The sequence below is a fragment of the Nitrosovibrio sp. Nv4 genome (assembly GCF_900215485.1).
GTDB lineage: Bacteria > Pseudomonadota > Gammaproteobacteria > Burkholderiales > Nitrosomonadaceae > Nitrosospira.
In genome coordinates, this window is the sequence record NZ_OCMZ01000002.1 from 866,554 (window position 1) to 893,211 (window position 26,658).

Consider the following 26,658-nt stretch of genomic DNA (forward strand, 5'->3'; position numbering starts at 1 on the left):
CCTTGACAACCGTTAGTTTGCTATCGGATAGCTGGATTACGCAGTTCCGCCAAGCGCGCCAAGCCGAAATGAATGAAGGCAAGCGCGGCCAGCACCGGTGCGAACAGGTTTAAAAATGGTATAAATTGTACCAGGCCGGTCAAAAGCCCCAAGCCCCACAGTGATGGCCGATGAGCGGAAAATATCGCCTGCATTTCCGCGCGGCTGGCATGTTCACTCAGTGCATCATAGCGGAACAGGCGCTGATTCAGATAAGCGGTAGCGGCAAATGGGATGACCACGCCAGCGCCGACCAACCACAAGGGAAGGGTGACCGCCCAAATTGCGACAAAGATGCCGAGAGCGATCAAAGCATTGAGCAGACTGCCAACGAGACCGCCACCACTCTCGCGTTTAAGCTGCGGATAATCGCGATTGGCCACCAGACGAATTAGCGCGGACATTGCAAATAGCGCTGTAATCACCAGCGCTGTAACAAAAACCAGCGGCACAAACAGAATCAGATGCGCAACCGCCTGAATTCCATACGCGATCCATCTCGGTTCCACGCCTTCCAGCCAGGTTTGAATACCGATCGCCGTAAGGCCGCTCGCTATCCATCCTGAGAAAGTACTCCAGAATGTCACACCCAGAATCAACCACAACAAGCTCGCTGCCAACATGGGCCAGATCACGATCCACAAGACCTGAAACTGGAACAAATCACGAAAACCGCGCGAAAACGCTTCGAATACTCGGGCCACGCATTCTCCTTTCTTAAACTTCTTCTCGGCGGTAAATGTAGGCTCAACCTTTACAGCAGTTGAAAATTAAAATGCTCCCCTTGAGTTCGATGATGACCCGCCCATTCTTTTCCAATACATTCCTCACACGGTTTACGCATTCCTTATCCATAGCTTAGACTATCTCTATAAATATTTTTTTGATCTCAGATGCTGCCTTCATTTTTTCGAACAATCGATTAAGAGTCCGATTTGCTCCGACCGACAAAATTTTCCTCTTTTGTCTCGCCACCCAGTATGCCCCCGTTATCTTGACGGGTCTTACTTTATCCTCCAGCGTGCAGCACTCAAACTTGCCATCCACCGGCATTTCGCCAATCGTACGTACTCTGTTCAGAAAAATCTGTTCTTTTAACATGCAACTCCATTTTTCAGATCTCCTTTATGTTCGGATAGAACAGAAAAACTGTCATAGCCTATTCTATCAATCAGCTCCAGAAGATAGAGGCTATCATAAGCCTTAGAAGTGGCCTCGGGAATTTAACAAGCCTGTAGGAAAAGCGCTATCGTTTGATGGGCTTAGCTGGAGACGAATGGACGGATGGAGCAAAAACAGCAATGAGGGAGGTCTTGCGGAAAATGCACTTTGGCGCAGCGTTCACTCTCCATGACAAGCCGGGATCGTGAATACCGGCCCAAGCGGTACACGTTTGAGCAAGAAAAATCTGATGGGGTTTATCTCGTAATGCAGCGAGGCGTAAACTGGCACGTGCGAATCAGCAGGGATTTCGTGCGGGCGAGAAACAGAAGGTAGTAAAGATAGATTATTAAAGGTCTGATTAATAGCGCGTTCTTTTCTATATTCTATTTGTTATCACATTTTCTCCATGCTATGACTCCCGAAGAAAAGGAAATTCAATCCCGCCGCCAGGTCGTGCCCTGCGAGCCATCTTCCAGGATAATCCCGACATCCAGCAATTCCTTGCGAATGCGGTCTGCTTCGCTATAATTCCTGTCCGCTCGGGCAAGGAGACGCTGTTGAATCATCTGCTCGATGCGTTCCGGCGGGAATGCAGAATCTCCTGCCAATCCGCCCTCCTGCAAATATTGCTGTGGATCCTGTTGCAGCAACCCCAGCACGCCGCCCAGCGCTTTCATCAATTCGATATCCTTCGGTGACGCGGTCTTGTTGACCTCGTTGGCAATATCAAACAGTACCGCTATCGCATCGGATGTATTGAAATCATCGTTCATCGCTTCCCGGAACCGTAATGCGTAGGGCCCATCCCAATCTATCCAATCTATCGCTGCCACAATTTCGCCGGCTTTACCGCTTTTCAGGGAGGTGTAAAGCCGATCAAGCGCACGTTTGGCGTCGTCAAGATGCTGATCCGAATAATTCAACGGGCTGCGGTAATGGGCACGCAGGATAAAGAAACGCACCACTTCCGGCTGGTAGCGGGCAAGAATTTCGCGCACGGTAAAAAAATTGCCCAGCGATTTGGACATCTTTTCATCGTTGACGCGCACGAAACCATTATGCATCCAGTAGTTGACGAAAGGATGATCATGCGCGCCTTCACTTTGTGCAATCTCGTTTTCATGATGAGGAAACTGCAAGTCCTGACCACCCCCATGTATGTCGAAGTGTGTGCCCAGATAACGCTCGCCCATCGCCGAGCATTCGATATGCCAACCGGGGCGTCCCCTACCCCAGGGCGAGTCCCATTGCGGTTCACCGGGTTTGGCCGCTTTCCATAGCACGAAATCCAGTGGATCATTTTTGTTGGGATCAATGATTACTCGCTCGCCCGCGCGCAGATCATCGAGTGATTTTCCGGAAAGCTTTCCATACCTGGGGAATCTATGTACGGCATAATACACATCGCCGTTGGAAGCCGCGTAAGCGAGGTTCTTATCCGCCAGAATGCGGATCATGGCAATCATGTCTTCCACGTGCCGGGTAGCTCGCGGCTCACACGAAGGCGCGGCCACACCAAGCGCGGCGGCGTCTTCTTCCATAGCCTGGATAAAACGCGTGGTCAACGCTTCGATGGACTCATTGTTTTCCTGTGCACGTTTGATAATTTTGTCGTCAACATCGGTTATATTGCGAATGTAGGTAACGTCAAAACCACTCGCCTGAAGCCAGCGTTGTACCATATCGAATACCACCATCATCCGTGCGTGACCCAGATGGCAATAGTCGTAGACAGTCATGCCGCAGACATACATTTTGACCTTGCCTGGATTCAGAGGGATAAAGTCCTGTTTTTCCCTGGCGAGCGAGTTATGGATTTTGAGCATCTGGCGAGATTGTGATATGGATAGGCTTCTTGGTAGAATCCCCAGGATTCTGGATAACCCAACAAAAATCGGAGCAGTATAGCACAATGAAAACGCTGGACTTTCGCCGGATAAGCGCATCCATAGCCGCCGCGCTGCTACTGCTGTCGAGCTCCGCCGCACTCGCCGACGAAAACGATAAAGTTGCCAAGCTCTACAAGCAGGGCAATCTGGCCAAAGCGCTGGAACAGGCAGATGCATACCTCGCCCTCAAGCCAAAGGATGCACAAATGCGCTTCAATAAAGGCCTGATACTTACCGAGCAAAAGAAGACTGCCGACGCCATCAGTATATTTTCTTCACTCGCGGAAGAATATCCGGATCTGCCCGAGCCGCATAACAACCTCGCGGTACTTTATGCCGGCCAGGGCCAATATGACAAGGCCAAGGGTGCGCTCGAAGCGGCGATACGTACCCATCCAAGCTATGCTACGGCGCATGAGAATCTCGGTGACATTTATGCAAAAATGGCAAGTCAGGCGTATGGCAAGGCATTACAACTGAACAAGGATAATGCCGCTGCGCAGACCAAACTCGCAATGATCAAAGACTTGTTCACAGGTAAATCCAGAGAAATACAAACCGCGTCCGCACCCCCGTCTGTTTCCTCGGCGCCGGCCGTCAATTCGCCGGCAACCGTTCCGGAAAAAGCGACGGGAAAAACGCCGGAGCAGTCCGAAGAAAAAGTGGAGAAGCCCGAGACCGAAAAGTCCGCCGTTGCTGAAAAACCGGCTGAGGAAACCCCCTTGGTTCGGGACAACTCGGATGAGATCATCAAGACTGTGGACGCCTGGGCCAAGGCCTGGTCCGATAAGGATACCGCTGCATATCTTGCATTCTATGCAAGCAGCTTTCGTCCTCATGGCGTCTCATCGCGCGCGGCTTGGGAAAAAACCCGCCGGGAGCGCATCGGCAAACCAAAATCCATCCATGTCGCCATCGCCAGTCCCAAAGTCAGCTTTACTGACGCTACCCATGCCAAGGTAAGTTTCAAACAGTCCTATCACTCCGATTCGATCAAGAGTAATACGGCCAAAACACTTGAGATGGTCAAGACAGGGGAAAAATGGCTGATACAGCAGGAACGGGTCGGGCGATGAAATCGGCCGACAGCCTGATTACTCATAAACGCCCTGAATACAGCAGATTATTTATTACAGCTACGATTCTCACGTCGGTAATAGCCGCATTCGGCCTCCTGGCCTCTGGCGCACTGGCCAACGATCATTTGACTTTACCTGAATCCGTGACCGGACCGGAAACGCTGCTCGTCAAAAGCCTGGAGGAAATCACGGAGAGCCGCATGGATTCCGCGTTGAGCGGAGTCGAACAACTACTCAAGACCAACCCCAACTTTCGACTTGCCCACCTGATCAAAGGCGATCTGCTGCTGGCTCGCTCGCGCCCGATCAGTAACATGGGCGATACTGCCGGGCTCTCGCAACAGCACATTGCTGATTTACGCGAAGAAGCGCTAGCCCGAGTGCAGCACCACCGGGAACCCGTTTCACGTAATATGACGCCCAAGTATCTTGTGCAAATGCCGCCAGAACAGAACTATGCGATCATTGCCGATACCGGCAAATCCCGGTTGTATATATACGAGAATGTGGGTGGCCGGCCCCGCTATCTCGCTGATTATTACATCAGCAGCGGCAAGAACGGGTCGCAAAAACTGAAGGAAGGAGACAAGAAGACCCCGATTGGCGTTTATTTTGTGACCGCTAACGTACCCCGGGAGAAACTTACTGATTTTTATGGCGGGGCGGCATTTCCCATCAACTATCCTAATGAATGGGACAGGCGTAACGGACGCAGCGGTTTCGGCATCTGGATTCACGGAACCCCTTCGGATACTTACAGCCGTCCACCGCGTGCCAGCGACGGCTGCGTAGTGCTTGCCAATGAGGATTTGCAAACTGTGGCTAAGCGACTGCAAGTTGGCATAACGCCGGTGATCATAAGTGACAAAATAGAGTGGATAAAGCCGGACGACACAGCCGTCCTGCGCAGCAAGCTGATCAAGCACCTGGAAAATTGGCGGCGTGATTGGGAAAGCGGAAATATCGAGGCTTATATCGGAAACTACGGACAGGATTTTTTTAGTGGAAACCGGAATCTGGCGGAATGGTCGCAGCACAAACGCCAGGTCAATTCCGCCAAAAACTGGATCAAAGTAGGAATCAGGAATATCGGCATGTTTCTTTATCCTGGAAGAGACGATCTGATGGTCGTCAATTTCGACCAGGAATATTCCAGTAACAACCTTTCAAACAGAATAAAAAAACGTCAATACTGGATGAGGGAAAACAAAAAAGGCCCGTGGAAAATTATCTATGAAAGCGCGATATAGCCGTTAAGTTCATCATTTATTCTTTTTCCCCTTACAGGAAACCCCCATGCCCATCAATAAAGTTCTCGCGGTGTTCTCACTTCTTTTCTTTAGCGCCGCCACTTACGCCGCCAATCCGCTGGTTGAAATAAAGACCAATTTGGGTAGTATAGTGGTGGAGCTCTACCCCGATAAGGCGCCTAAAACGGTGCAAAATTTTTTGAGCTACGTAAAGGATGACTACTATACTGGGACGGTATTCCATCGTGTCATCTCGGGATTCATGATCCAGGGGGGCGGGTTCGAAAAGACGCTCAAACAAAAGCCGGCAAGACCACCCATCGAGAACGAGGCAGCTAATGGCCTCAGGAATGAGACCGGGACCATTGCGATGGCTCGTACGTCGGACCCTCATTCAGCGTCGGCACAATTTTTTATTAACGTCGCCGATAATGCTTTTCTCAATCATACTGCACGTACAGCCCAGGGATATGGCTATACCGTGTTTGGAAAAGTCGTAAAAGGAATGGAAGTTGTCACCAGGATTGCTGAGGCGCCCACAGGACCGGCGGGCCCCTTCCCATCCGATGTGCCTAACGTGACTGTAGTCATTGAAAAAATAAAACGCGTTACAACAGAGCCTTCGCCCGATGCAGCACATTGATAATTAGCCCATCGGTAAATTGGTAAAATTAAGCCGCCAGACAAGGAAAAACATGATCAAACTGCACACCAATCACGGCCTCATCACGCTGGAACTCGATAACGAAAAAGCCCCGTTAACCGTTCAGAATTTTATCGAATATGTAAAAAGCGGACATTATGATAATACGGTGTTTCACCGGGTTATTGACGGTTTCATGATCCAGGGCGGTGGATTCGAGCCGGATATGAATCAGAAACCGACTCGTGCTCCGATTCAGAACGAGGCTGCCAACGGCCTGAAAAATGAGAAATATTCTGTCGCCATGGCCCGCACATCCGACGTACACTCTGCCACTGCGCAGTTTTTTATCAATGTGGCAGACAACAGTTTTCTTGATTACAGCTCACCCACTTCCCAGGGGTTCGGCTACTGCGTGTTCGGCAAGGTGGTGGAAGGCCAGGATGTGGTGGACAAGATCAGACAAGTGAAGACGGGCAACCGAGGCGGTCATCAGAATGTGCCGCTGGAAAACGTTATATTGGAGAAGGCGGAAGTAGTTTAAGAGGATTCGTGACACGGCGGTTTAGGCACATCACTAACATCGCCACTGGGAGCCCTGGTTCGCCAGCGGTATAGATCGGCATGAAAACGCGAAGTGCGTGGTATGGGGCTCACCTTCATTGAGGGCTTCTGAGAGCACTGCTTCCCGATTCGAGGGGTATAGGCTCAAACTCGTTCTCGATGCCGGGTAGGAGCGACTGATGTTGACAGCTGGGGGAGCTCCCACTCCCAATTGTAAGCACAACTATCCAGTCCATGGGCCAGAACATCAAATAGTCGAAACATCCTCGCCTTTGTCTATCATCATTATGCGTGTTGTTGACTCCAGGCAGTACGAAGGGGGTTGCCTGATGCCTGAGGCGGCTCTTGGCCTCCCGCAGCACAGACGTTATGGGTTACTAAACCCGGACCGGATTGTCGCCTTACCGTCAAATCGGTAAAAATTGTTACTGCGGCAATCCGAGCGCGGACATGCCGACATGCCGACATGCCGATATCCCAACAGGTATTCAAAGACCTGGCCGATGTCCGGTATACAGCACCTGGCTCAGGCATAGTTTTGTTCGCATTTATCAGCTATGATTTAATCAAGTATCTCTGCCGGTACTCCTCCCATGCCAGAGCACCCAGCCGGGCAACGAGTACCGAACACGAGGAAGAACACGGTGTTGCCGTTGAAGGCAACATTATCGGGCGAGGGTGATGTACAACCGCTCTTGAGCAATCGAATAAAAGGTGCTGATCACGGGAAGAATTTCTAATTCTGTCATTGGGGAAAAATCATGTCCACTTTTCGCTTCCTTACAGCAGTATCCGTTAGTCTCTGTTTAGTCATTCTAACAGGGTGCGCGACGACCACTACGGGCGGTGCGGTCGGTGCAGACCGCTCTCAACTGTTGCTCATATCCTCCGAACAACTGGAGCAAACGGCCGCGCAAGGCTATAACCAGCTGAAGTCGGAAGCAGCGGAGCAGGGTGAATTGAATAAGGATAAAAAGATGCTGGAGCGGGTGCGGGCGATAGCCCGCCGGATCGAACCGCAGACAGCCGTGTTCCGAAAGGATGCGCCCGGCTGGAAGTGGGAAGTCAATATAATCGACAGCAATCAGCTCAACGCTTTCTGCATGCCTGGTGGCAAGATCATGTTTTATTCGGGACTGATCAATCAGCTTAAACTCACAGATGAGGAAATTGCGGTTGTGATGGGTCATGAAATCGCCCACGCGCTACGCGAACACTCGCGTGAGCAGGTATCGCAGGCAATCGCTGCGCAGACAGCGCTGGGGGTAGGCTCCGCAGTGTTTGGCCTCAGTCAGACCGCAGCCGACCTTGCCGGCATTGGCTATCAAGCCTTTATCGCGACCCATTTTAGCCGTACCGACGAGGCCGAGGCGGACCGTATCGGTCTAGAACTAACCGCCCGCGCGGGCTACAATCCGCGTGCGGGGGTGACATTGTGGCAAAAAATGATGAATGCCAAGAGCGGCGGGCAGCTACCCGAATTCCTGAGCAGCCATCCCGCAGACTCAACCCGGGTCCAGCAGGTTGAGTCCCTGTTGCCAACCGTTATGCCGCTCTATGAAGCTACGCGCCGCTGAAGCTGAATTACCATTGCAGGTTGTGTAAAACCTGATGCGGTTCGGATAGCGTTGTGATTTCTACTTTGCTGCAAGACAAGTTTTCCGACAAAGCAATTGAATCACCAGGCATAGGCCAAAGTCGCGGTATGCGATCTGCGATACGACGAGCGTAAATACGCCGTTGCATCGTTATTACGCGTTCAGCCCTCTTGCCAAATCAGCCTGGAGATCCCTCACCGCTTCCAGCCCGACCGCAATACGCAGCAAACCGTCGGTGATCCCCGCAGCATCCCGGTTTTCCTGACTGATACGGCCATGGGTAGTAGTGGCGGGATGGGTAAGTGTGCTCTTCGTATCGCCCAGGTTGGCGGTGATCGAAATCAGGCGAACAGAATCCACCACTCGCCATGCCGCCTCTTTTCCATTCTTCAGCTCAAATGAGACAATTCCGCCGCCGGTTTTCTGTTGGCGCTTGGCGAGCTCATACTGAGGATGCGAAGGCAAGCCAGGGTAATGAACTCTCGCCACGCTGGGCTGTGCTTCCAGCCAGCGAGCAATTTGCAGGGCATTTGCGGAATGGGCGTCCATACGAATTTTGAGAGTTTCCATTCCTTTCAGAATTACCCACGCATTGAAGGGGCTCAGGCTCGGCCCGGCAGTGCGCAGGAAGCCGAATATTCCTTTGTCCATCACCAGGTCACGCCTGCCGAGGACCGCACCGCCCAACACCCTCCCTTGGCCCTCAAGATATTTGGTCGCCGAGTGAATCACAAGATCGGCGCCCAAATCCAACGGCCGCTGCAGCACCGGGGAACAGAAGCAGTTATCCACTGCAAGCCATGCGCCCACTTTTTTTGCCACGGCGGCAATCGCGGCGATGTCCGAAATTTCAGTAAGCGGGTTCGACGGCGTTTCTATAAACAGCAGTTTTGTGCCAGGTTTCACCGCCGCCTCCCATGCCGCAAGGTCCGTGGCGGAAACAAACGTTGTGTCGATGTTGAAACGTTTGAGGATATTGTTGAACAGGCTCACTGTCGCGCCGAACAGGCTGCGCGATGCAACGATGTGATCCCCAGCGGAAAGAAGCCCCATCACACAGGCGAGGATGGCTGACATACCGGAGGAAGTGGCCACACAGGCTTCCGCCCCTTCCAGCGCGGCTAGCCGCTCCTGGAAAGCTGTGACTGTGGGGTTGGTAAAACGCGAATAGATATTGCCCGGCTCGGCATCGGAAAAGCGTGCGGCAGCCTGAGCAGCGCTATCGAATACGAAACTTGAGGTAAGGAACAAGGCCTCCGAGTGTTCATTGAATTGGCTGCGGTGAATTCCCGTGTGTAACGCCAGGGTTTCCAGCTCAAAATCATCAGACATGCGAATCTCCTTCAAAAAAACCCGTCCAGCATTCGCTAAAACGGGTTTTTTCCCGCTTTAGCCGAATTTATAACGCGCCCGCAAGCTGAATATCAAATCGGCGCATGCAAGATGATGTCAAATAACACTCGTAATTAAGTTACGCCCGGTAATCGTTTTTGTCAAATCCCCGTTAATCGGCTGTCACGAGATTCAAGTCCAGCTGGGTGCTGGACCGAACTCGTGACATGGGCACTCCCCCGCTGCGTTGCGCCTCAAGAATAGCCAGATACTCCGCCGTGACATCCCCGGTAATGTAACGTCCATCGAAACATGAAGTTTCATAATGAGTAATTGATGGATTGACTCGGCACACGTCTTTTATGAGGGAATCGATATCCTGGTATACAAGGTGGTCGGCCCCGATCTCCCGGCAGATCTCATCTTCGTTCCGGCCTGTAGCAATGAGTTCCTGGTGCGTCGGCATATCAATCCCGTAAACGTTTGGATATCTCACCGGTGGCGCGGCGGACGCAAAATATACCTTGTGGGCGCCGGCCTCCTGCGCCATTTGCACAATTTCACGACTAGTGGTGCCGCGCACGATCGAGTCGTCCACCAGCAGTACATTTTTACCGCGAAATTCAACGCTCATGGCATTGAGTTTCTGCCGAACCGATTTGCGCCGCTGTTGCTGGCCCGGCATGATAAAGGTCCGTCCAATATAGCGGTTCTTGACGAATCCCTCACGGAAGCTCAATCCCAGACGATTGGCAAGCTGCAGGGCACTGGGACGGCTCGAATCGGGAATGGGTATCACCACATCGATGTCCAGATGCCGCATGGTTGCGGCAATTTTGTCAGCCAGACTCTCACCCATGTTAAGCCGGGTTTCATATACCGAAATACCGTCTATCACGGAATCCGGCCTCGCCAAATAAACATACTCGAAAATACAAGGATTATGCGTTGGGTTGTCGGCGCATTGTTTATTATAAAAATTACCGCTCTCGTCGATAAAAATCGCTTCCCCCGGCGCCACATCGCGCACCAGCTTAAAACCAAGTGTATCGAGCGCCACGCTCTCGGAGCCCACGAGGTAGTCCATCCCATGCTCGGTCTCGGCACAACCAAACACCAACGGACGAATGCCGTAAGGATCGCGAAACGCAAGCAAGCCATATCCTGCAATCATCGCTACCACTGCGTAGGCGCCCCGGCAGCGCTGGTGCACCCGCGATACTGCCGCGAAAATGGCAGCGGGATCGAGCTGATGGTTTTTCGTGCTTCTTTGTAACTCGTGGGCCAGTACGTTGAGCAATACTTCTGAATCCGAATTGGTATTGACGTGACGAAGGTCCTCCCGGAACAACTCCTCATTGAGTTGTGCGGCATTCGTGAGATTGCCGTTATGCCCAAGCACGATGCCAAATGGCGAGTTGACATAAAACGGCTGTGCCTCCGACGGCGATTCGGCGGAGCCGGCGGTAGGATACCGCACATGGCCAATGCCCATGTTGCCAAGCAAAGCACGCATATTCCGGGTGCGAAACACATCCCGCACCATCCCGCTGCCCTTGTGCATATGAAAAGTATTATCCATGGCGGTAACGATGCCGGCGGCATCCTGCCCCCGATGTTGCAGCACCAGCAGTCCGTCGTATAGCAACTGGTTGACAGGGGTTTGTGCAACAAGACCCAGAATTCCACACATGATTGCGCTCCGCAAAGATCGCTTAGGTTAACGCTACACAAAAAACGGTAAAGAGATTTCCCGGATGTTTATACACTGGCACAGAAGAATAAGTTTTTCCGGCCCGCGTTTACTTTACCCGGACGGCCCATCCGCTGCTACTCACGCTCCAGTTTCACATAGCTGATGCGACTTGACAGATCCTGCGGCAGCCAGGGTATCACCATCATCGCCGCTGTTTCCAGCGGCTTGCTCAGCACGGCTTTCTTCCAGAACGGCTCCTGGGGCAAGGCGGTGAATCCCGCAGCCAGTACCATCAATAACACTACCAACAAACCACGCGCAAAACCGAACAATGAACCCATGAATCTGTCGGTAAATCCGAGCCCCACGGTTCTTACCAAAGCCGACATCAACATGGTAATCAGGCCCATTGCCAGCAATGCCGAAAGAAACAAAGCGGCAAATGCCAGCAATAAACGAAGTGATTCGCCTGCGATACTGGAAGGCAGCATTGGCGCCAATGCGGCTGAAAAGGAATTCGCCACCATGAATGCAACGACCCAGCCAGCCAGCGATAATATCTCACGCACTACACCCCGCACCACACTCAGCAAAACTGATAGAACCAGTATGGCAAGGACGGAGTAGTCGAAGATCGTCAAGTCATCCGTAAACATGAAAACTTACAAAGCGTGGTGTGCCTTTTGCCTGTTGGGTAATCTCATCATGATGCTTATTTCTCTGTCACTACGCCTTCGAATCCCAATTTCTTCAGTTTCTCGCGTGTACTTTCCGCTTCCTCGCGTGTACGGAAAGAGCCCAAGCGCACACGCGTTATTTCCCCCTTGCCAGCCTTAACCGTTTCAGTATAGGCCTTGGCGTCCGTCTGCGCTTTGATATCCTTCGATATCAGGCTTTGCAGCTGTTGCCTCGCCTTTACCGGGTCGGAAAAAGCGCCCAATTGTACGACAAACAGGCTGGCATCATCGGTAGCTACGCCAGTTTTGGCAGTTCCTGATTCAACCTTCGGCTCGGAATTTCGCCCTTCCGTAACAGCATCCTGCTTCTTTACGGATTCCTTCAAGGATTGGGCAGGTTTTGCTGATGACCGGGAAGCTATCTGATCTTCCTGTTGTATTCCAGTTGCAGCAGAGTTTCCGGGGATGGCTGTAACCGGTGCTTCTGTGGTGGGGACGGTTTCGGGAGCAAGTTCGCCTGGCGAGTCTTCGGAAGGTATGCGAATGTCAATCTCGTGGCTTCGCTGCTCTGGTTTGCTATCGAGTACCATCGGCAGAATTACAACCGCTGCGATCACCAGCGTAATTGCACCGACGAGGCGCCTTCTGGCGCGTTTCCTTAGCTGAATTTCTTCTTCGCTGACGGTCTTTGCCATTTGAACTTGCTTGATTCTAACCGTGCTCAACCGTTTTCCGGTGCCGCGTATTCTGGTACCGCAATACTTCCGCCACGGTATGGAATGAGCCGAAAACGCAAATTCTATCATCTCTGGTTGCCTGCTCACAGGCAAATGCATAAGCTGCGGCAGGATCGGGAAATCGGTGCATCGCCTCCTCTCCCCCTTCCTTCACTACACCCGCCTCTTCCAAGGCCTGCGCCACCTCATCGGCCGTAGCGCCGCGTGGCGCACTGATGCCCGCCGCCAGCCATATATCCACTCTACTCCCAAGCGCCCGCGCTACGCCAACGATGTCCTTATCTTTGAGCATTGCGAATACGGCATAAGTTTTTTGATAGCGCCCCACGCTGTCGAGGCTCGAAGCCAATGCATGCGCGGCACCCGGATTATGCGCCACGTCGAGGACGGTTACCGGCCGCCCAGCCAATACCTGGAACCGCCCCGGCCATACCACGTCAAGCAAACCCTGGCGTATGTCACTCATTGTAATCGGCATACTATCCCTGATAGAATCCAGCGCAGCCAGACTGGCACTGGCATTGCGCAGCTGATAGGTCCCTCGCAAGGCAGGATAGGGAAGCGCGTGGCGCTTTACGCCGCTCCCCCAATAACTCCATCCGGCTGCATCAATACCGGCGGAGTACCCGAAGTGTTCGCCGATACGCATTAAATTTGCACCGCTCGCATTCGCATGACGATACACACTTTCAGGGATATCCGGTTCTGCGCAGACCGCGGCTTTTCCGCTTCTGAAAATACCCGCCTTCTCGAACCCGATTTCCTCGCGGGTGTTGCCCAGATAATCCATATGATCGAAGTCCACACTGGTGAGCACCGCGCAATCGGCGTCAAAAATATTAACCGCATCCAGCCGCCCGCCCAGTCCCACCTCCAGAATCGCGATCTCCACTTCGGCCTGGCTGAACAATTGCATCGCCGCCAGCGTGCCGAACTCGAAATAAGTCAGAGTAACATCGCTGCGGATTCGTGCCGATTCGACCGTTTGAAAGGCATTACACAACGCTTCGTCGCTTGCTTCCTGGCGGCCTATCCGCACCCGTTCGTTGTAACGCAATAAATGCGGTGAGGTGTAGCAGCCCACGCGATATCCTGCGTTGCTTAGAATTGCCTCCATCATGGCGCAGGAAGATCCTTTCCCATTAGTGCCGCCCACCGTAATGATGGGGAACGAGGGAACAAGACCCAACTCGGCCCTGACGCGGCTTATTCGCTCCAGTCCCATCTCGATAGTCCTGGGATGGATGCTTTCGAGGCAGAGCAACCAATCGGAAAGCGTTCTGGATTCCGGATGGGGCACGTTCATTCCCATCGCCATACCCCGGCCTGAATTTGAGGAGACGTCAAGATGCCGGCGGAGAGGCGCGCATCAGCAATGTGCAGAGGTTGGCGATCTTGTCGCGCATACGCCGCCGATCCACTATCATATCTATCGCTCCATGTTCCAACAGGAATTCGGCGCGCTGAAACCCTTCCGGCAGGGTTTGCCGCACCGTCTGTTCGATAACACGCGGGCCCGCAAATCCAATCAGCGCCCCTGGTTCGGCGATTACCACGTCACCGATGAAAGCAAAACTGGCCGATACTCCGCCCATGGTGGGGTCTGTCAGCACCGAGATAAACGGCAGCCGTTCCCGGCTCAACTGGGTAAGCACCGCCGTTGTTTTGGCCATTTGCATTAACGATAGCAACCCTTCCTGCATACGCGCGCCACCGCTGGCGGCAAAACATACAAAAGCCAGGCGCTGCTCGACGCACGTCTGTACCCCACGCACAAAGCGCTCGCCCACCGCCGAGCCCATTGAGCCACCCATGAAACCGAATTCGAATGCCGCTGCCACCAAAGGTACGGTCTTGACGCTGCCTTGCATCACTACCAGGGCGTCATCTTCATCAGTTTCTTTTTTTGCCTCCGATAACCGGTCAATATAGCGTTTGCTATCCTTGAATTTGAGCGGATCCAGAGAATGAACTTCCCGGCCGATCTCATGACGTCCCTCGGCGTCAAGAAACAGATCCATGCGCACTCGGCCGGAAATACGGTTGTGATGATTGCACTTGGGGCAGACGTTGAGATTGTTTCCCAGATCGGAATAATAAAGCACCGCTTCGCAGGATGCGCACTTGCTCCACAGCCCCTCGGGTACTGCCTTTTTTTCGCCACTTTCCTTGCGCTTGATTTTCGGCGGAAGAAGTTTCTGAAACCAGCTCATAGATTGGGGAGTTTAATGACAGCTAACTAGTGTTTAGAACCGGCTTCGTCGATGGCGCTACGAAGGCTTGTTACCAGACGATATACATTCGTCAATATATTTTCTTCGGCCGAGTTTTCTATTTCTTCGATAATACGGCTGCCTACCACGACTGCGTCGGCGAGCTCTGCCACCGCCTTGGCTGTCATGCTGTCGCGTATGCCGAAACCAACGCCAATGGGAATGGAGATACGGGAACGCAACTGGATCAATTTATCGGCTACGTCGCGCAGATCAAGATTTGTGGCACCGGTTACGCCCTTGAGAGAAACATAATATACATACCCCTGCGCCATTTTCGCTACCTGTTCGACGCGCGTCTGCGGGGTCGTGGGAGAAAGCAGAAAAATTGCGTCGATTTGCTGACGGTTGAGATATTCGACCCACTCCCCAGACTCTTCCGGTGGATAATCCACTGTCAACACCCCATCTATGCCCGCCCCTTTTGCTCTTGCCGTGAATGCTTCATAACCCATCGCTTCTATTGGATTAGCGTAGCCCATCAGCACCACTGGGGTGTGGGTATCGTCTTTTCTGAACTCCTCCACCATTGACAGCACGTCCTTCAAGCCAACCCCGTACTTGAGCGCCCGTTCCGAAGACCGCTGGATGGTTGGCCCATCAGCCATGGGATCGGAAAACGGAACCCCCAGCTCGAGGATGTCGGCGCCGGCCTTCACCAACTCATGCATCAACGGCACCATCAAGGCGGGTTGGGGATCACCCGCGGTAATGAAGGGAATCAACGCCTTCCTGTTTTGCTGGCGCAGCTTGTCAAATACGGTGGTAATACGGGACATGAGTGGCGGTTTCAGAAGGTAATATCGGAGGCTTGCGCCACAGTGGTCATATCCTTGTCTCCGCGTCCAGAGAGATTCACCAACAGCAGTTTATCCCTGGCGAGCGTGGGCGCGAGCTGGGCGGCATAAGCCAGCGCATGGCTTGACTCCAGCGCCGGTATGATACCCTCATAATGGCACAGGGCATGGAATGCCTCCAGCGCCTGGTCGTCGGTTATTCCGATATATTCCGCACGATTGCTGTCCTTGAGCCACGCATGTTCCGGTCCGACACCCGGATAATCCAGACCGGCCGAAATGGAGTGGGTCTCGATAATCTGTCCATTCGCGTCCTGAATCAGATAGGTGCGATTTCCATGCAATACACCCGGCCTCCCTTGTGTCAGGGCAGCAGCGTGCTGGCCGCTCTCGATGCCGCGCCCTGCCGCTTCCACGCCGATCATGCGGATATCGCTGTCCAGATAGGGATAAAACAAGCCAATGGCATTCGATCCGCCGCCTACGCAGGCAATTAACGCATCAGGCTGGCGATCGTATTCTTCCTGCATCTGCGCCATTGCCTCGCGTCCAATGATAGCCTGAAAATCACGTACCATCATAGGATAGGGATGCGGTCCCGCAACGGTGCCAATAATATAAAACGTATCTGTAATATTGGTTACCCAGTCGCGCATGGCCTCATTGAGTGCGTCCTTCAATGTTCTCGAACCCGATTCGACCGGGATCACGGTCGCTCCCAGAAGCTTCATCCGATAAACATTGGCAGCCTGTCGCTCCACATCCACGGAGCCCATGTAAACGATACATTTCATGCCATAGCGCGCGGCCACCGTGGCGCTGGCGACGCCATGCTGTCCTGCACCCGTCTCAGCGATCACCCGGGATTTACCCATGCGCCTGGCCAGGAGCGCCTGCCCGATAGCGTTGTTGATTTTATGAGCGCCGGTATGGTTCAGATCTTCCCGTTTCAGTAGAATCTGTGCACCACCCAAATGTGCCGACCATCTTTTTGCATGATAGATAGGACTGGGACGTCCCACGTAGTGCTTTAATTCATAAGCAAATTCGGCCTGAAAATCAGCATCGTTTCGATAGCGGTCATACTGAACGCGCAAATCCTCCAGCGCTGAAATCAGCGTTTCAGCAACAAATGTGCCGCCATACGGCCCAAAGTGACCACGGCTATCCGGAAGATCATAAACTTTCACTGATTCGAACTCCTTGCATGAAAGCAGAAATTTTTTCGACGTCCTTGATACCCTTGGCCGATTCCACACCGCTTGATACGTCCACCGCCCACGGGTGGGTTTGCTGGATCGCCTCTGTAATATTGCCAGAGTGCAGCCCCCCCGAAAGAATCAGCGGCAGGGGTAAATGTCGGGGAATCAAATTCCAGTCAAATGCATGCCCGGTTCCACCCGATTCGCCTTCAACATAGGTATCCAGCAGCAATCCTCTGGCTCCGGTGTAACGGGTTGCGTATTGTAGCAAATCTACCCCCTCTCTGACTCGCACTGCCTTTATATAAGGCAGTGTAAATTGCTGGCAAAATTCCGGAGATTCGCTGCCGTGAAATTGGAGCAAATTCAGCCCCGCCACGGAAGAGGTTTCCTCTACCCACCCTCCGTCCGGGTCCACATAAACACCCACGGCGGTAGTGAAGGCTGGAAGCGCGGCGACAATTTCCCGAGCTTTTGCCGGCGTGATATGACGCGCGCTTCTCCGCCAGAATACAAGCCCAATGGCACTTGCGCCAAGGCGTACCGCTGCCAGCGCATCCTCAACACGCGTTATGCCGCAAATTTTTACTCGGATTGGCATAGCGGTAACTTTTGCTTCTCTGGTTTCCAGACCTGATTCATCCATGTGGCATACCGGTGACGACGCAATTAGCGGAGTCGCTCATCCTTGGCAACGCCACCGCAAGCGGCGAATCGACAAAGGCGGGAAGCTTCCATTTGGCATCATAGGTGACTCCCGCCAGGTATAAGCCCGCCGCAGGAAAGGTCGGGGCGGCATCGATCCGCTTACGGCCCTTGAGCAGGGCATCTATCCATTCCGCGGGATATTTGCCCTTGCCGACATAAATCAGACAGCCGATGATATTGCGTACCATGTGATGCAAAAATGCATTGGCACGTAATTCAAACAGAATGATGTCTCCCTGCCGCGTGATTTCCAATTTCGTCAGATTTCGTACAGGAGACTTGGCCTGGCACTCGGCGGCCCGAAAGGCGCTGAAATCGTGCTCGCCCAACAGCATCTTCGCCCCAGCCCGCATGGATTCAAGATCAAGAACCTGGTGAAACCAGCCAATCTTGCCGCAATAAAGCCCGGGGCGGATGGGATGATTCAATAAAAGGTAAAGATAGCATCGTTCAAAGGCACAATAGCGAGCGTGGAATTCATCCGGAACTTGCGATGCCCACTGAACTGCAATACTGCCAGGTATCAGCGCATTGACGCCACGAACCCAGGCGCTCATCGGCCGCTCCGCATGTGTGTCGAAATGCAGCACCTGATACGAGGCATGAACCCCGGCATCGGTGCGTCCCGCTGCAACCACCCGGATATCATGACAAGCGATTTTCGATAACGCCGCTTCCACAGTATCCTGCACAGAGCCGCCTGACCGCTGGCTTTGCCAACCGCAAAAATTGCTGCCATCATACTCCAGCACCAGCGCGATTCTCACTGTACAGGCATCATAATAGTTATTATAACCATGGGGCCGGCATGAGCTTATTCTGAGTTTCCCCAAGCAAATTTTGCGGCAGAAACAGAGGGAATCGAACAGATGGGAGGTTGGGCGTCGGAAGCAATCAATCCAATTTTTCGTTATTCTGATACTGCGCCCCGGAAATTCGCCAATATCAGTCTTGCACTATTCTGCTGCCGTGCGTCACCCTCCAGCATCACTTCCTGAAGAACTTGCATCGCGGCATCCTTGTCACCCATTTCCTGATAAGCTCGGGCAAGATCAATCTTGGAAACTATTTCATGCCAGTAAGGACTTCCTGCCGCAAACCCTTTTTTCGCCGGATCATACGATTTGGCAAAGTTTGCGTCGTCCATACTCAAATTAATGTCAGCCAAGCAGCGTTCTTCCAGGCCAGCGGGAGCAGACTCCAATGGAGCCTGTTCCGATGAACCACCTGGTGTCCGGGGCTTCTCCGATTGATCAGGATCGTCTACCGAGGCATCCTCGACAGTTTCCATGGTTTGAGTGTCGTGATCGTCTGGATAATAAGTTCCGCATTTAGCGGCCGGACCTGCTCCATCAGTCGGCTCGGCAATGTGTGTTCCCTGGCTCATGACGGGGGCAACCGCTTTATCATGCACCCCAGAGTCGAGAATAGGAGAGATTATATTCTCATTGTCATTATCAGACCCTGCCTCCCTCGGGCCACGTGCCATGGAGACCCCAACTATACCAGTAATCAGAAGAACAAGCGCGCCGCCAAGGTATTCGATATTCGCAGTCAGGTCATCGGCCATACTCTTGATATATGTGCGCGGCCTACGGTGAGCGTCATCCCCTTGCTCATGGGACGGCGAGGCGGCTGCTTGCATGGATTTGGCGATCTCCACCGGTTCATCCGTGGCCGAAGCTATTGTTAATTCCTCCATGTGGCCGGTTTGGGTATCCAGGGATGCGGATTGGCGTTCCGAAGCAGGAGAAAGGGTTGATGTCGCCGCACCCGGATCAGCAGGGTTGAGAAGCCTGATAGCTTCTGCCCGCTTCTGCATATCCGCCAAGGCAGGGTTTCTCAACTCCAGCAGGCGTTGTAATTCCTCAATATTTTTCTCAAGCAACGCAATACGCTCATTGGCTTCGCGGATTGATCCGTGCTTTGCTATGGCATCCTCTTCCATCGCCACTAATCCGTCCTGTCCATCTACCTTTCCGCGCGCTTTACCTTTACCATCTACGCTGTCGTCCACGTAACCACCCAGGTTGGTTGCAGCATCAAGTATCGCTTCGCCTTTGGAAAGCTTTAATACCTCCCGGGGCGGGTCTTGCGCTGAAAGTGGATCTACCTCAGCAGGCGCATCGACCTTTCCGGCAGCTGTTTGATTCAGTTCTTCGACCATGCCCTCCATATCTCCAGACCTCCGGCGGCTCCAATCCGCGGTCTGTATTTTTACTTCCTGATTAGCCTCCGCTCGGCTTATCGTACCGATTTCACTCTTATCCGGTATCCTCAAAATTGGCCCTGTCTTGAGCTGGTGCATGTTGTTGCCGATGAAAGCGTTGCGATTTGCGCGGTGTAGAGCGACCAGTATCTGGTTAAAACTGACCCCAGGCGGGGGAGCGATATTTTTCGCTATTTCGGCCAGGGTATCACCCGGCTTCACCGGACCATATACCGTATGAGCCTTGCTGACCGAAGCTGACCCTGGCGTCCCGTCGCGCTTGATTGACAGATCTGATTTGCCCACAGCCTGTTCAGCTTTACCGGAGATAGCCGGTACGGCTTGAGTTGCCGCGCCTGCCGGCGAATACCCGTCATTTTCCGACGAAGAGAGTAGAACAGTGTATTCGCGCAACAACCGTCCCGACGACCAGCTTAATTCAACCAGCATGTTCAGCAATGGTTCGGCGACTGGCTGCGGAGAAATAATCCTGACGTAGGGCTGGCCGTCGGAACGGGTTTCGATGCTCGCTTTAAATGTAGAAAGCAGGGGCGAATAATCTACGTCTGCCTCATGGAAGGTATCTTTTGAGGCAAGACGAGCCGTTAGAGAATATTTCTCTTCTTTTTTTACCGCAACCAGATCGATTTCGGCTTTGAAAGGCTGACCCAGAGCGGAGATGATGGTTAGCCTGCCCAAACCCGCCGGATACACCACTCCTGGCGACAGGATCGCAATTAAAAGTAAACACGCTTTAGAAGAAACAGGCTTCCACACAGCAGTACTCTCAAGAAGGCGTATGGATTAGTGTCGTAGCAGAACTGACAAGAAGTAACACTTTGCTGAAGTTTGTCTTTTTACTAACCGTATTGGCAAGTTTTATGACCAAGCCTTGGCCCCCGCAAGAAGAAGTATTGCTGCAGAACCAGCAAGCAGTGAATCGGCTAATCAGCAGAGTTCACCGCAATTATCACGCTTCTTTTTATTAAGCAACGAAAAAACTTCTATCTATACTCAGGCTTCCACAAGGATTCTCAACATCCTGCGCAACGGTTCCGCCGCGCCCCACAGCAATTGATCTCCTACTGTGAATGCCGAAAGATATTCCCCTCCCATGGAAAGCTTACGCAACCGCCCTACTGGTATGGTCAACTTCCCGGTAACCGCGGCTGGTGTCAATTCTTTCAAGGTGTTCTCACGGTCGTTGGGAACAACCCGCACCCAATTGTTGGAAGCGGCAAGAATATCCTCGATCTCATCCAGCGGAACGTCCTTCTTCAACTTGACGGTCAGCGCCTGACTATGACAACGCATTGCGCCGACACGAACGCATATGCCATCAACGGGAATCGCATGACCAGCGCGTCCCAGGATCTTGTTCGTTTCGGACTGGCCTTTCCATTCTTCCCGCGTCTGCCCATTGCCAAGATCCTTATCTATCCAGGGAATGAGGCTGCCTGCCAGCGGCACGCCGAAGTTCTCGGTCGGAAAACTCCCGTTGCGCAGTGTTCCCGCAACCTCGCGGTCGATGTCCAGTATTCCCGCAGCCGGATCGTCCAGCAAATTTTTAGCCACGCGATGCGCTTCACCCATCTGCAGCAGTAATTCCCGCATGTTTTGGGCGCCCGCACCGGAAGCCGCCTGATAAGTCATGGCGCTCATCCATTCGACCATATCTTCTTCGAACAAGCCGCCCACTGCCATCAGCATCAGACTCACCGTGCAATTGCCCCCGATGTAGTTCTTTACGTCATCGTGCAACGCCTGTTCAATAACCGGCCGATTGACGGGGTCGAGTATGATGATCGCATCCTGTCCCATGCGCAATGTAGAGGCCGCATCGATCCAGTAACCCTTCCACCCCGCCTGACGCAACTTTGGGAAAACAGCGCTGGTGTAGTCCCCGCCTTGGCAGGAAATAAGGATATCCATCGACTTGAGCTCGTCTATATCGTGCGCATCCTTTAGCGAGGGCGTTTCCCGGCCGATATCCGGACCTCTGCCCCCCTTTTGGGACGTAGAGAAAAATGCCGGCTCAACCAATGCAAAATCATTTTCTTCCCGCATTCGCTGCATGAGTACTGAACCTACCATGCCGCGCCAGCCAATAAAACCAACTCGTTTCATCGATCGCCTCTCTCCAGGATAACTGTTCCTGGTCTCTTCCATGTCTGATCCATATTCATATGTTCGCCAGAATCGCGTCGCCCATTGCCACAGTGCCGATCTTTTTGGTTCCCGGCTCGTAAATGTCCGGGGTTCGATATCCGCTAGCCAGCACTTTTTTTACCGCACTCTCGATGCGGCATGCTCCCGCTTCCTCATCGAACGTATAGCGCAGCATCATCGCCGCTGACAATATTGTTGCCAGGGGGTTTGCCACGTCCTTGCCAGCGATGTCGGGCGCGGACCCGTGGATAGGCTCATAAAGGCCCTTGTTCCGATCATCCAGCGATGCCGATGGCAACATCCCGATTGAGCCGGTGAGCATGGAAGCCTCATCCGACAAAATATCGCCGAACATGTTACCTGTCACCACCACGTCGAATTGCCTGGGGTTGCGTACCAATTGCATGGCGGCATTATCCACCAGCATGTGCGACAGCTCCACGTCCGGATAGTCTTTCGCTGTCTCAGTCACTACGTCGCGCCACAATTGCGTGCATTCGAGCACATTCATTTTATCCACCGAGCAAAGCCTGCGATTACGTTTGCGCGCGGCCTTAAAAGCCACTCTGGCAATTCTGCGAATCTCGGCTTCGCTATAAATCATCGTATTGTAACCAACACGTTGCCCACGCCGCTGTTCAATACCCCGCGGTTCGCCGAAATAGATATCACCGGTCAACTCGCGAACAATGAGAATATCCAGTCCCATCACGACTTCTGGCTTTAGCGTCGACGCATTGGCGAGTTCAGGATAAAGTACCGCCGGACGAAGATTGGCAAACAAGTTCAGCGTTTTGCGTATACTGAGGAGACCTTGCTCCGGTCGTTGTTCGCGCGGCAGGGTGTCATATTGCGGACCCCCTACAGCGCCCAGCATCACAGCGTCCGCATCCGTGACAAGCCTGCGTGTCGCCTCTGGAAATGGTTCGCCAGCTGCGTCTACCGCACATCCGCCTAATAACCCCGGTTCCAGTTCAAACTTTAACCCGTCACTTCGCAGCGCTTCCAGAACTCGAACCGCCTGAGCGACAATTTCCGGGCCGATACCGTCTCCGGCCAGGATCGCTATTTTCATAAAATCCTTTTAGGCCGGTGACAATGCTTCATGCAAACAGCCATGGCTGGGCTGCACGACGCTTTTCCTCGAATGCCTTGATTTTGTCCGCATGCTGCAACGTCAGTCCAATTTCATCCAGACCATTCAATAAACTATGTTTGCGGAATGGATCGATATCGAACAGGAAAGATTCATCGCCGGGCGTCGCCACAGACTGATCCTGCAAATTGACCAATAACCGATAGCCTTCCGTTGCTTCTACCTCGCGGAAAAGCTGATCGACGTTACTTGCGTCGAGCACAATGGGAAGCAGACCGATCTTGAAGCAATTGTTGAAAAAAATGTCGGCAAAACTCGGTGCAATAATTACTTGAAAGCCATAATCCTGAAGCGCCCAGGGCGCGTGTTCGCGGCTCGAACCACAGCCGAAATTTGCGCGGGCAAGCAATACTTGCGCGCCACGATATCGCGGCAGGTTGAGTATGAAATCCGGGTTGATCTTACGTCGGGTTGCGTCCATGCCAGGCTCGCCATGGTCCAGATAACGCCACTCATCGAACAGATTCTGTCCGAAACCGGATCGTTTGATGGATTTCAGAAACTGCTTGGGAATGATGGCGTCGGTATCCACATTGGCGCGATCGAGCGGCGCCACCAATCCGTCGCAGAAATCAAATTTTTTCACTCGTTAATTAATCGGTACCTATTTTGCCTGTTTCTCCAACGCTTCACCGCCACTCTGAACATCCTTGCCCAAGCCCTGCATGGTATTACAGGCGGACAAACCAAAAGCAGCAATGAAGGCAATCGTTATCGTCAGCATTCTCATCATAATCCCCTTTTGTAGTAAAAAAATACAACTCATTTTTTGTTGCACTCAAATTCTAATATATTTCCCTTATATCCACAAAATGTCCCGCCACCGCAGCCGCTGCAGCCATTGCCGGGCTCACGAGATGAGTGCGGCCGCCGGGACCCTGCCTGCCTTCAAAGTTACGGTTGGAAGTGGACGCGCAACGTTCCCCCGACTCAAGCCGGTCATCATTCATCGCAAGACACATCGAACAACCCGGTTCACGCCATTCGAATCCTGCATCACGAAATATCTTGTCAAGCCCCTCCTGCTCCGCCTGGTACTTGACCAAACCGGAACCCGGCACGACCATCGCCAGTTTGATGTTGGCGGCAATATGTCGGCCTTTGACCACTTCCGCCGCCGTCCGCAAGTCTTCTATGCGCGCATTTGTGCAGGAACCGATGAATATCTTGTCCGGCCGAATTTCGCTGATCGGCGTATTAGGAGCCAGTCCCATATACTTCAAAGCACGCTCCATATCATGACGCTTCACGATATCGGTAATCTGCGATGGATCGGGCACCCTTCCGTCAATGGTCGTTACCATTTCCGGAGATGTTCCCCAGGTTACCTGCGGCTTGACCTTCGCCGCATCCAGGGACAGGGTCTTGTCGAAGCTCGCACCCTCATCGCTTTTCAACGTGCGCCAGTAAGCAACCGCTTTTTCCCACAAATCACCTTTTGGTGCAAAAGGGCGTCCGCGGAGATATTCAACAGTGGTATCGTCCACCGCTACCATGCCGGCGCGCGCACCGGCCTCGATAGCCATATTGCAGAGCGTCATGCGTCCTTCCATGGAAAGCGCCCGTATGGCACTACCGGCGAATTCAATAGCGTAGCCTGTGCCTCCGGCCGTACCAATCTCACCAATGATGGCGAGCGCGATGTCCTTGGCAGTGAGGCCATGACCAAGTTCGCCCTCGACCGCAACCTGCATCGTTTTTGCTCTTTTCATCAATAGACACTGTGTCGCGAGCACATGCTCCACTTCCGATGTGCCTATACCAAAAGCAAGACAGGCGAACGCACCATGGGTGCTGGTATGCGAATCACCGCAGACCACTGTCATGCCTGGCAAGGTAGCGCCCTGCTCCGGGCCGATTACGTGGACAATGCCTTGGCGCAGGTCGTTCATCCTGAACTCGGTAATACCCAATTCCTCGCAATTCTGGTCTAGCGTCTCCACCTGGAGTCGCGAAGTCGGATCGCTGATGCCATGGTCGCGCCGGGTAGTGGGCACGTTGTGGTCCGCCACGGCCAGAATGGAATTCAGCCGCCAAGGCTTGCGGCCGGCCAGCTTCAACCCTTCGAATGCCTGCGGGCTGGTAACTTCGTGCACCAGATGGCGATCGATATAGAGCAGCGTCATGCCATCCGGTTTGTCGGATTCTTCATGAACCACATGACTTTGCCAGAGTTTGTCGTATAACGTTTGCATATTGCTGAACTCGGATTTATTCGAACTTGAACTTGAATTCCTTATGGAATTTGAAATTATCCCATAACGGAACATCAAGAGACAGCGAGAACGGCACTATCCTCGTCCTTGTTACAATTTACGTTGCTCGTCAACGTCCATCTTCCAGATCACCAGCCCCAACCCGACCAAAACTGCAGCTGCGCTCAGCGTGAACGTCAGACCCGGCCCCAGCCACTCCCAGGCATAGCCGCTGAATATACCCCCAAACGTGCCACCGAGACCAAATGTAAGACTCGTATAGAGCGCTTGTCCCTTGGCCTGATGGCGTCCGCGAAAAAATTGATGCACCAGCATCATGGCTGTAGCGTGATGGGCTCCATAGGTCGCAGCGTGAAGTATTTGCGCGAGCAATATTATAATCGGCAAGTCCACTCCCCAGCCGATCATCAAAAAACGAGCTATCGCGCAACTCAAGCTGAAAGTCATAATCTGTTTGAGGCGGAATCGGTGCATCAGTTGCGGCATCAGAAAAAATATGCCGATTTCGCAAGCTACGCCTATGGCCCACAGCCAGCCGACCGTACTCTTACTGTAACCGTGCTCGACCAGATAAATAGAATAAAAAGTGTAATAAGGACCGTGAGCAAGCGCCATTAACAGGCAGGCTGCAAAAAAAGCCAGCACTTCCGGCCGCTTGAATATTTGCCGTACGGAGTGCCCGTCGGCAGCGTGAACCACTATTTCGGCTTCGGGAATCTGGCGTGAAAAAAATACGATACCCAGCTTGAACCCAAGTACTGCCCATAACAGCGACCCTATATCTGTAGCATCCAGCAAATAGCCGACACCGGTTACCGCGAAAATGAACCCCACTGAACCCCAGACTCGAATACGTCCATATTTTGTAGTACTCTCACCCAGATAAGAAAGCGTCGTTGCCTCGATCAAAGGCAACGATGCGCTCCAGAAGAAACTCATCAGCACCATGATCGCGAATATCCAGGCAAACGACTCGCCAAAGAAAAAACCGCAATAACTTATCAATCCAGTAATTGCCGCCCATCGCACGATCAGCAGGGGTTTACCAGTGTGATCGGCAAGCCAGCCCCACGCAGCCGGCGCAAAAATACGCGTTACATGGAGCAACGACATCAGTACGCCGATCTGAAAGGCGCCGAACGAAAGGGATTTGAGGTAAAGGCTCCAGTAAGGAGCAAAGGCACCGATAAAAGCGAAATGGAAGAAATAAAAGCCGGAAAGACGCCAGTAGGGAATAGGATGCATCAGGCTAATTCTAAC

At 52.9% G+C, this 26,658-nt stretch carries 26 protein-coding genes; 6 read left to right on the forward strand and 20 right to left on the reverse strand.

The features are described 5' to 3' along the window. Window positions 1-20: 20 nt before the first annotated feature. The 3 genes from CRO05_RS12130 to cysS form a co-directional block, all read right to left on the reverse strand. Window positions 21-743: an EI24 domain-containing protein gene (locus CRO05_RS12130; protein WP_097067407.1), complete on the reverse strand. Its 723-nt coding sequence runs from the start codon at window positions 741-743 to the stop codon at window positions 21-23. A 154-nt stretch (window positions 744-897) separates the two neighbouring features. Beyond that, window positions 898-1,140 (reverse strand): hypothetical protein, encoded by a 243-nt coding sequence (locus tag CRO05_RS12135; protein WP_235001425.1) that lies wholly within the window; start codon window positions 1,138-1,140, stop codon window positions 898-900. Window positions 1,141-1,637: 497 nt separating this feature from the next. Beyond that, on the reverse strand, window positions 1,638-3,029 hold the full coding sequence (gene cysS / locus CRO05_RS12140; protein WP_097067408.1) for a cysteine--tRNA ligase: 1,392 nt from the start codon (window positions 3,027-3,029) through the stop codon (window positions 1,638-1,640). Between the two features lie 86 nt (window positions 3,030-3,115). Between cysS and CRO05_RS12145 the strand changes: the two genes are divergently transcribed. The 6 genes from CRO05_RS12145 to CRO05_RS12170 all read left to right on the forward strand — a co-directional run bounded on the left by CRO05_RS12145 (window position 3,116) and on the right by CRO05_RS12170 (window position 8,205). Continuing rightward, window positions 3,116-4,168 carry a tetratricopeptide repeat protein gene (locus CRO05_RS12145; RefSeq protein ID WP_097067409.1) on the forward strand — a complete coding sequence of 351 codons (1,053 nt, stop codon included), beginning with the start codon at window positions 3,116-3,118 and terminating at the stop codon, window positions 4,166-4,168. Then, window positions 4,135-5,421: a murein L,D-transpeptidase family protein gene (locus CRO05_RS12150; RefSeq protein ID WP_235001426.1), complete on the forward strand. Its 1,287-nt coding sequence runs from the start codon at window positions 4,135-4,137 to the stop codon at window positions 5,419-5,421. The genes CRO05_RS12145 and CRO05_RS12150 overlap by 34 nt, the downstream gene beginning before the upstream one ends. A gap of 46 nt (window positions 5,422-5,467) precedes the next feature. After that, on the forward strand, window positions 5,468-6,064 hold the full coding sequence (locus tag CRO05_RS12155) for a peptidylprolyl isomerase (protein WP_097067411.1): 597 nt from the start codon (window positions 5,468-5,470) through the stop codon (window positions 6,062-6,064). Window positions 6,065-6,116: 52 nt separating this feature from the next. Beyond that, on the forward strand, window positions 6,117-6,608 hold the full coding sequence (locus tag CRO05_RS12160; protein WP_097067412.1) for a peptidylprolyl isomerase: 492 nt from the start codon (window positions 6,117-6,119) through the stop codon (window positions 6,606-6,608). Window positions 6,609-7,094: 486 nt separating this feature from the next. Continuing rightward, window positions 7,095-7,310: a hypothetical protein gene (locus CRO05_RS12165; RefSeq protein ID WP_097067413.1), complete on the forward strand. Its 216-nt coding sequence runs from the start codon at window positions 7,095-7,097 to the stop codon at window positions 7,308-7,310. Window positions 7,311-7,389: 79 nt separating this feature from the next. Next, complete coding sequence (locus CRO05_RS12170; RefSeq protein ID WP_097067414.1) at window positions 7,390-8,205, forward strand: M48 family metallopeptidase; 816 nt, start codon at window positions 7,390-7,392, stop codon at window positions 8,203-8,205. A 174-nt stretch (window positions 8,206-8,379) separates the two neighbouring features. Here CRO05_RS12170 and CRO05_RS12175 read toward each other — a convergent pair whose 3' ends face one another. The 17 genes from CRO05_RS12175 to CRO05_RS12255 form a co-directional block, all read right to left on the reverse strand. Then, a complete protein-coding gene (locus CRO05_RS12175) occupies window positions 8,380-9,558 on the reverse strand; it encodes an O-succinylhomoserine sulfhydrylase (protein ID WP_097067415.1) in 1,179 nt (392 codons plus the stop codon). A 172-nt stretch (window positions 9,559-9,730) separates the two neighbouring features. Continuing rightward, window positions 9,731-11,251, reverse strand: coding sequence for an amidophosphoribosyltransferase (gene purF, locus CRO05_RS12180; protein WP_097067416.1), 1,521 nt, complete (start codon window positions 11,249-11,251; stop codon window positions 9,731-9,733). A 137-nt stretch (window positions 11,252-11,388) separates the two neighbouring features. Next, complete coding sequence (locus CRO05_RS12185; RefSeq protein ID WP_235001427.1) at window positions 11,389-11,910, reverse strand: CvpA family protein; 522 nt, start codon at window positions 11,908-11,910, stop codon at window positions 11,389-11,391. A 56-nt stretch (window positions 11,911-11,966) separates the two neighbouring features. Then, window positions 11,967-12,626 (reverse strand): SPOR domain-containing protein, encoded by a 660-nt coding sequence (locus CRO05_RS12190; protein ID WP_159462738.1) that lies wholly within the window; start codon window positions 12,624-12,626, stop codon window positions 11,967-11,969. Window positions 12,627-12,642: 16 nt separating this feature from the next. Then, window positions 12,643-13,974, reverse strand: coding sequence for a bifunctional tetrahydrofolate synthase/dihydrofolate synthase (folC, locus tag CRO05_RS12195; protein ID WP_097067418.1), 1,332 nt, complete (start codon window positions 13,972-13,974; stop codon window positions 12,643-12,645). A gap of 37 nt (window positions 13,975-14,011) precedes the next feature. Continuing rightward, window positions 14,012-14,881 (reverse strand): acetyl-CoA carboxylase, carboxyltransferase subunit beta, encoded by an 870-nt coding sequence (accD, locus tag CRO05_RS12200; RefSeq protein ID WP_097067419.1) that lies wholly within the window; start codon window positions 14,879-14,881, stop codon window positions 14,012-14,014. A gap of 26 nt (window positions 14,882-14,907) precedes the next feature. After that, window positions 14,908-15,720: a tryptophan synthase subunit alpha gene (gene trpA, locus CRO05_RS12205; RefSeq protein WP_097067420.1), complete on the reverse strand. Its 813-nt coding sequence runs from the start codon at window positions 15,718-15,720 to the stop codon at window positions 14,908-14,910. Window positions 15,721-15,731: 11 nt separating this feature from the next. Then, window positions 15,732-16,928: a tryptophan synthase subunit beta gene (gene trpB, locus CRO05_RS12210; RefSeq protein WP_097067421.1), complete on the reverse strand. Its 1,197-nt coding sequence runs from the start codon at window positions 16,926-16,928 to the stop codon at window positions 15,732-15,734. Further along, the gene (locus CRO05_RS12215) at window positions 16,915-17,541 is read right to left on the reverse strand and encodes a phosphoribosylanthranilate isomerase (protein WP_235001476.1); all 627 of its coding nucleotides are present in this window, start codon (window positions 17,539-17,541) and stop codon (window positions 16,915-16,917) included. Before CRO05_RS12215 ends, trpB begins: the two co-directional genes overlap by 14 nt. 37 nt (window positions 17,542-17,578) lie before the next feature. Further along, window positions 17,579-18,415, reverse strand: coding sequence for a tRNA pseudouridine(38-40) synthase TruA (gene truA / locus CRO05_RS12220; protein ID WP_097067971.1), 837 nt, complete (start codon window positions 18,413-18,415; stop codon window positions 17,579-17,581). A 143-nt stretch (window positions 18,416-18,558) separates the two neighbouring features. Beyond that, the gene (locus CRO05_RS12225) at window positions 18,559-20,571 is read right to left on the reverse strand and encodes a FimV/HubP family polar landmark protein (RefSeq protein WP_097067423.1); all 2,013 of its coding nucleotides are present in this window, start codon (window positions 20,569-20,571) and stop codon (window positions 18,559-18,561) included. A gap of 300 nt (window positions 20,572-20,871) precedes the next feature. Then, complete coding sequence (gene asd, locus CRO05_RS12230) at window positions 20,872-21,984, reverse strand: aspartate-semialdehyde dehydrogenase (protein WP_097067424.1); 1,113 nt, start codon at window positions 21,982-21,984, stop codon at window positions 20,872-20,874. A 55-nt stretch (window positions 21,985-22,039) separates the two neighbouring features. Further along, window positions 22,040-23,101: a 3-isopropylmalate dehydrogenase gene (leuB, locus tag CRO05_RS12235; protein WP_097067425.1), complete on the reverse strand. Its 1,062-nt coding sequence runs from the start codon at window positions 23,099-23,101 to the stop codon at window positions 22,040-22,042. A 28-nt stretch (window positions 23,102-23,129) separates the two neighbouring features. Continuing rightward, window positions 23,130-23,768 (reverse strand): 3-isopropylmalate dehydratase small subunit, encoded by a 639-nt coding sequence (gene leuD / locus CRO05_RS12240; protein WP_097067426.1) that lies wholly within the window; start codon window positions 23,766-23,768, stop codon window positions 23,130-23,132. Window positions 23,769-23,786: 18 nt separating this feature from the next. Continuing rightward, a complete protein-coding gene (locus tag CRO05_RS12245; RefSeq protein ID WP_369831626.1) occupies window positions 23,787-23,960 on the reverse strand; it encodes an entericidin A/B family lipoprotein in 174 nt (57 codons plus the stop codon). A 7-nt stretch (window positions 23,961-23,967) separates the two neighbouring features. Further along, window positions 23,968-25,377, reverse strand: a complete 1,410-nt coding sequence (gene leuC, locus CRO05_RS12250; protein WP_097067973.1) for a 3-isopropylmalate dehydratase large subunit — start codon at window positions 25,375-25,377, stop codon at window positions 23,968-23,970. Between the two features lie 111 nt (window positions 25,378-25,488). Beyond that, on the reverse strand, window positions 25,489-26,643 hold the full coding sequence (locus CRO05_RS12255) for an MFS transporter (RefSeq protein WP_097067427.1): 1,155 nt from the start codon (window positions 26,641-26,643) through the stop codon (window positions 25,489-25,491). Between the last annotated feature and the right edge of the window lie 15 nt (window positions 26,644-26,658).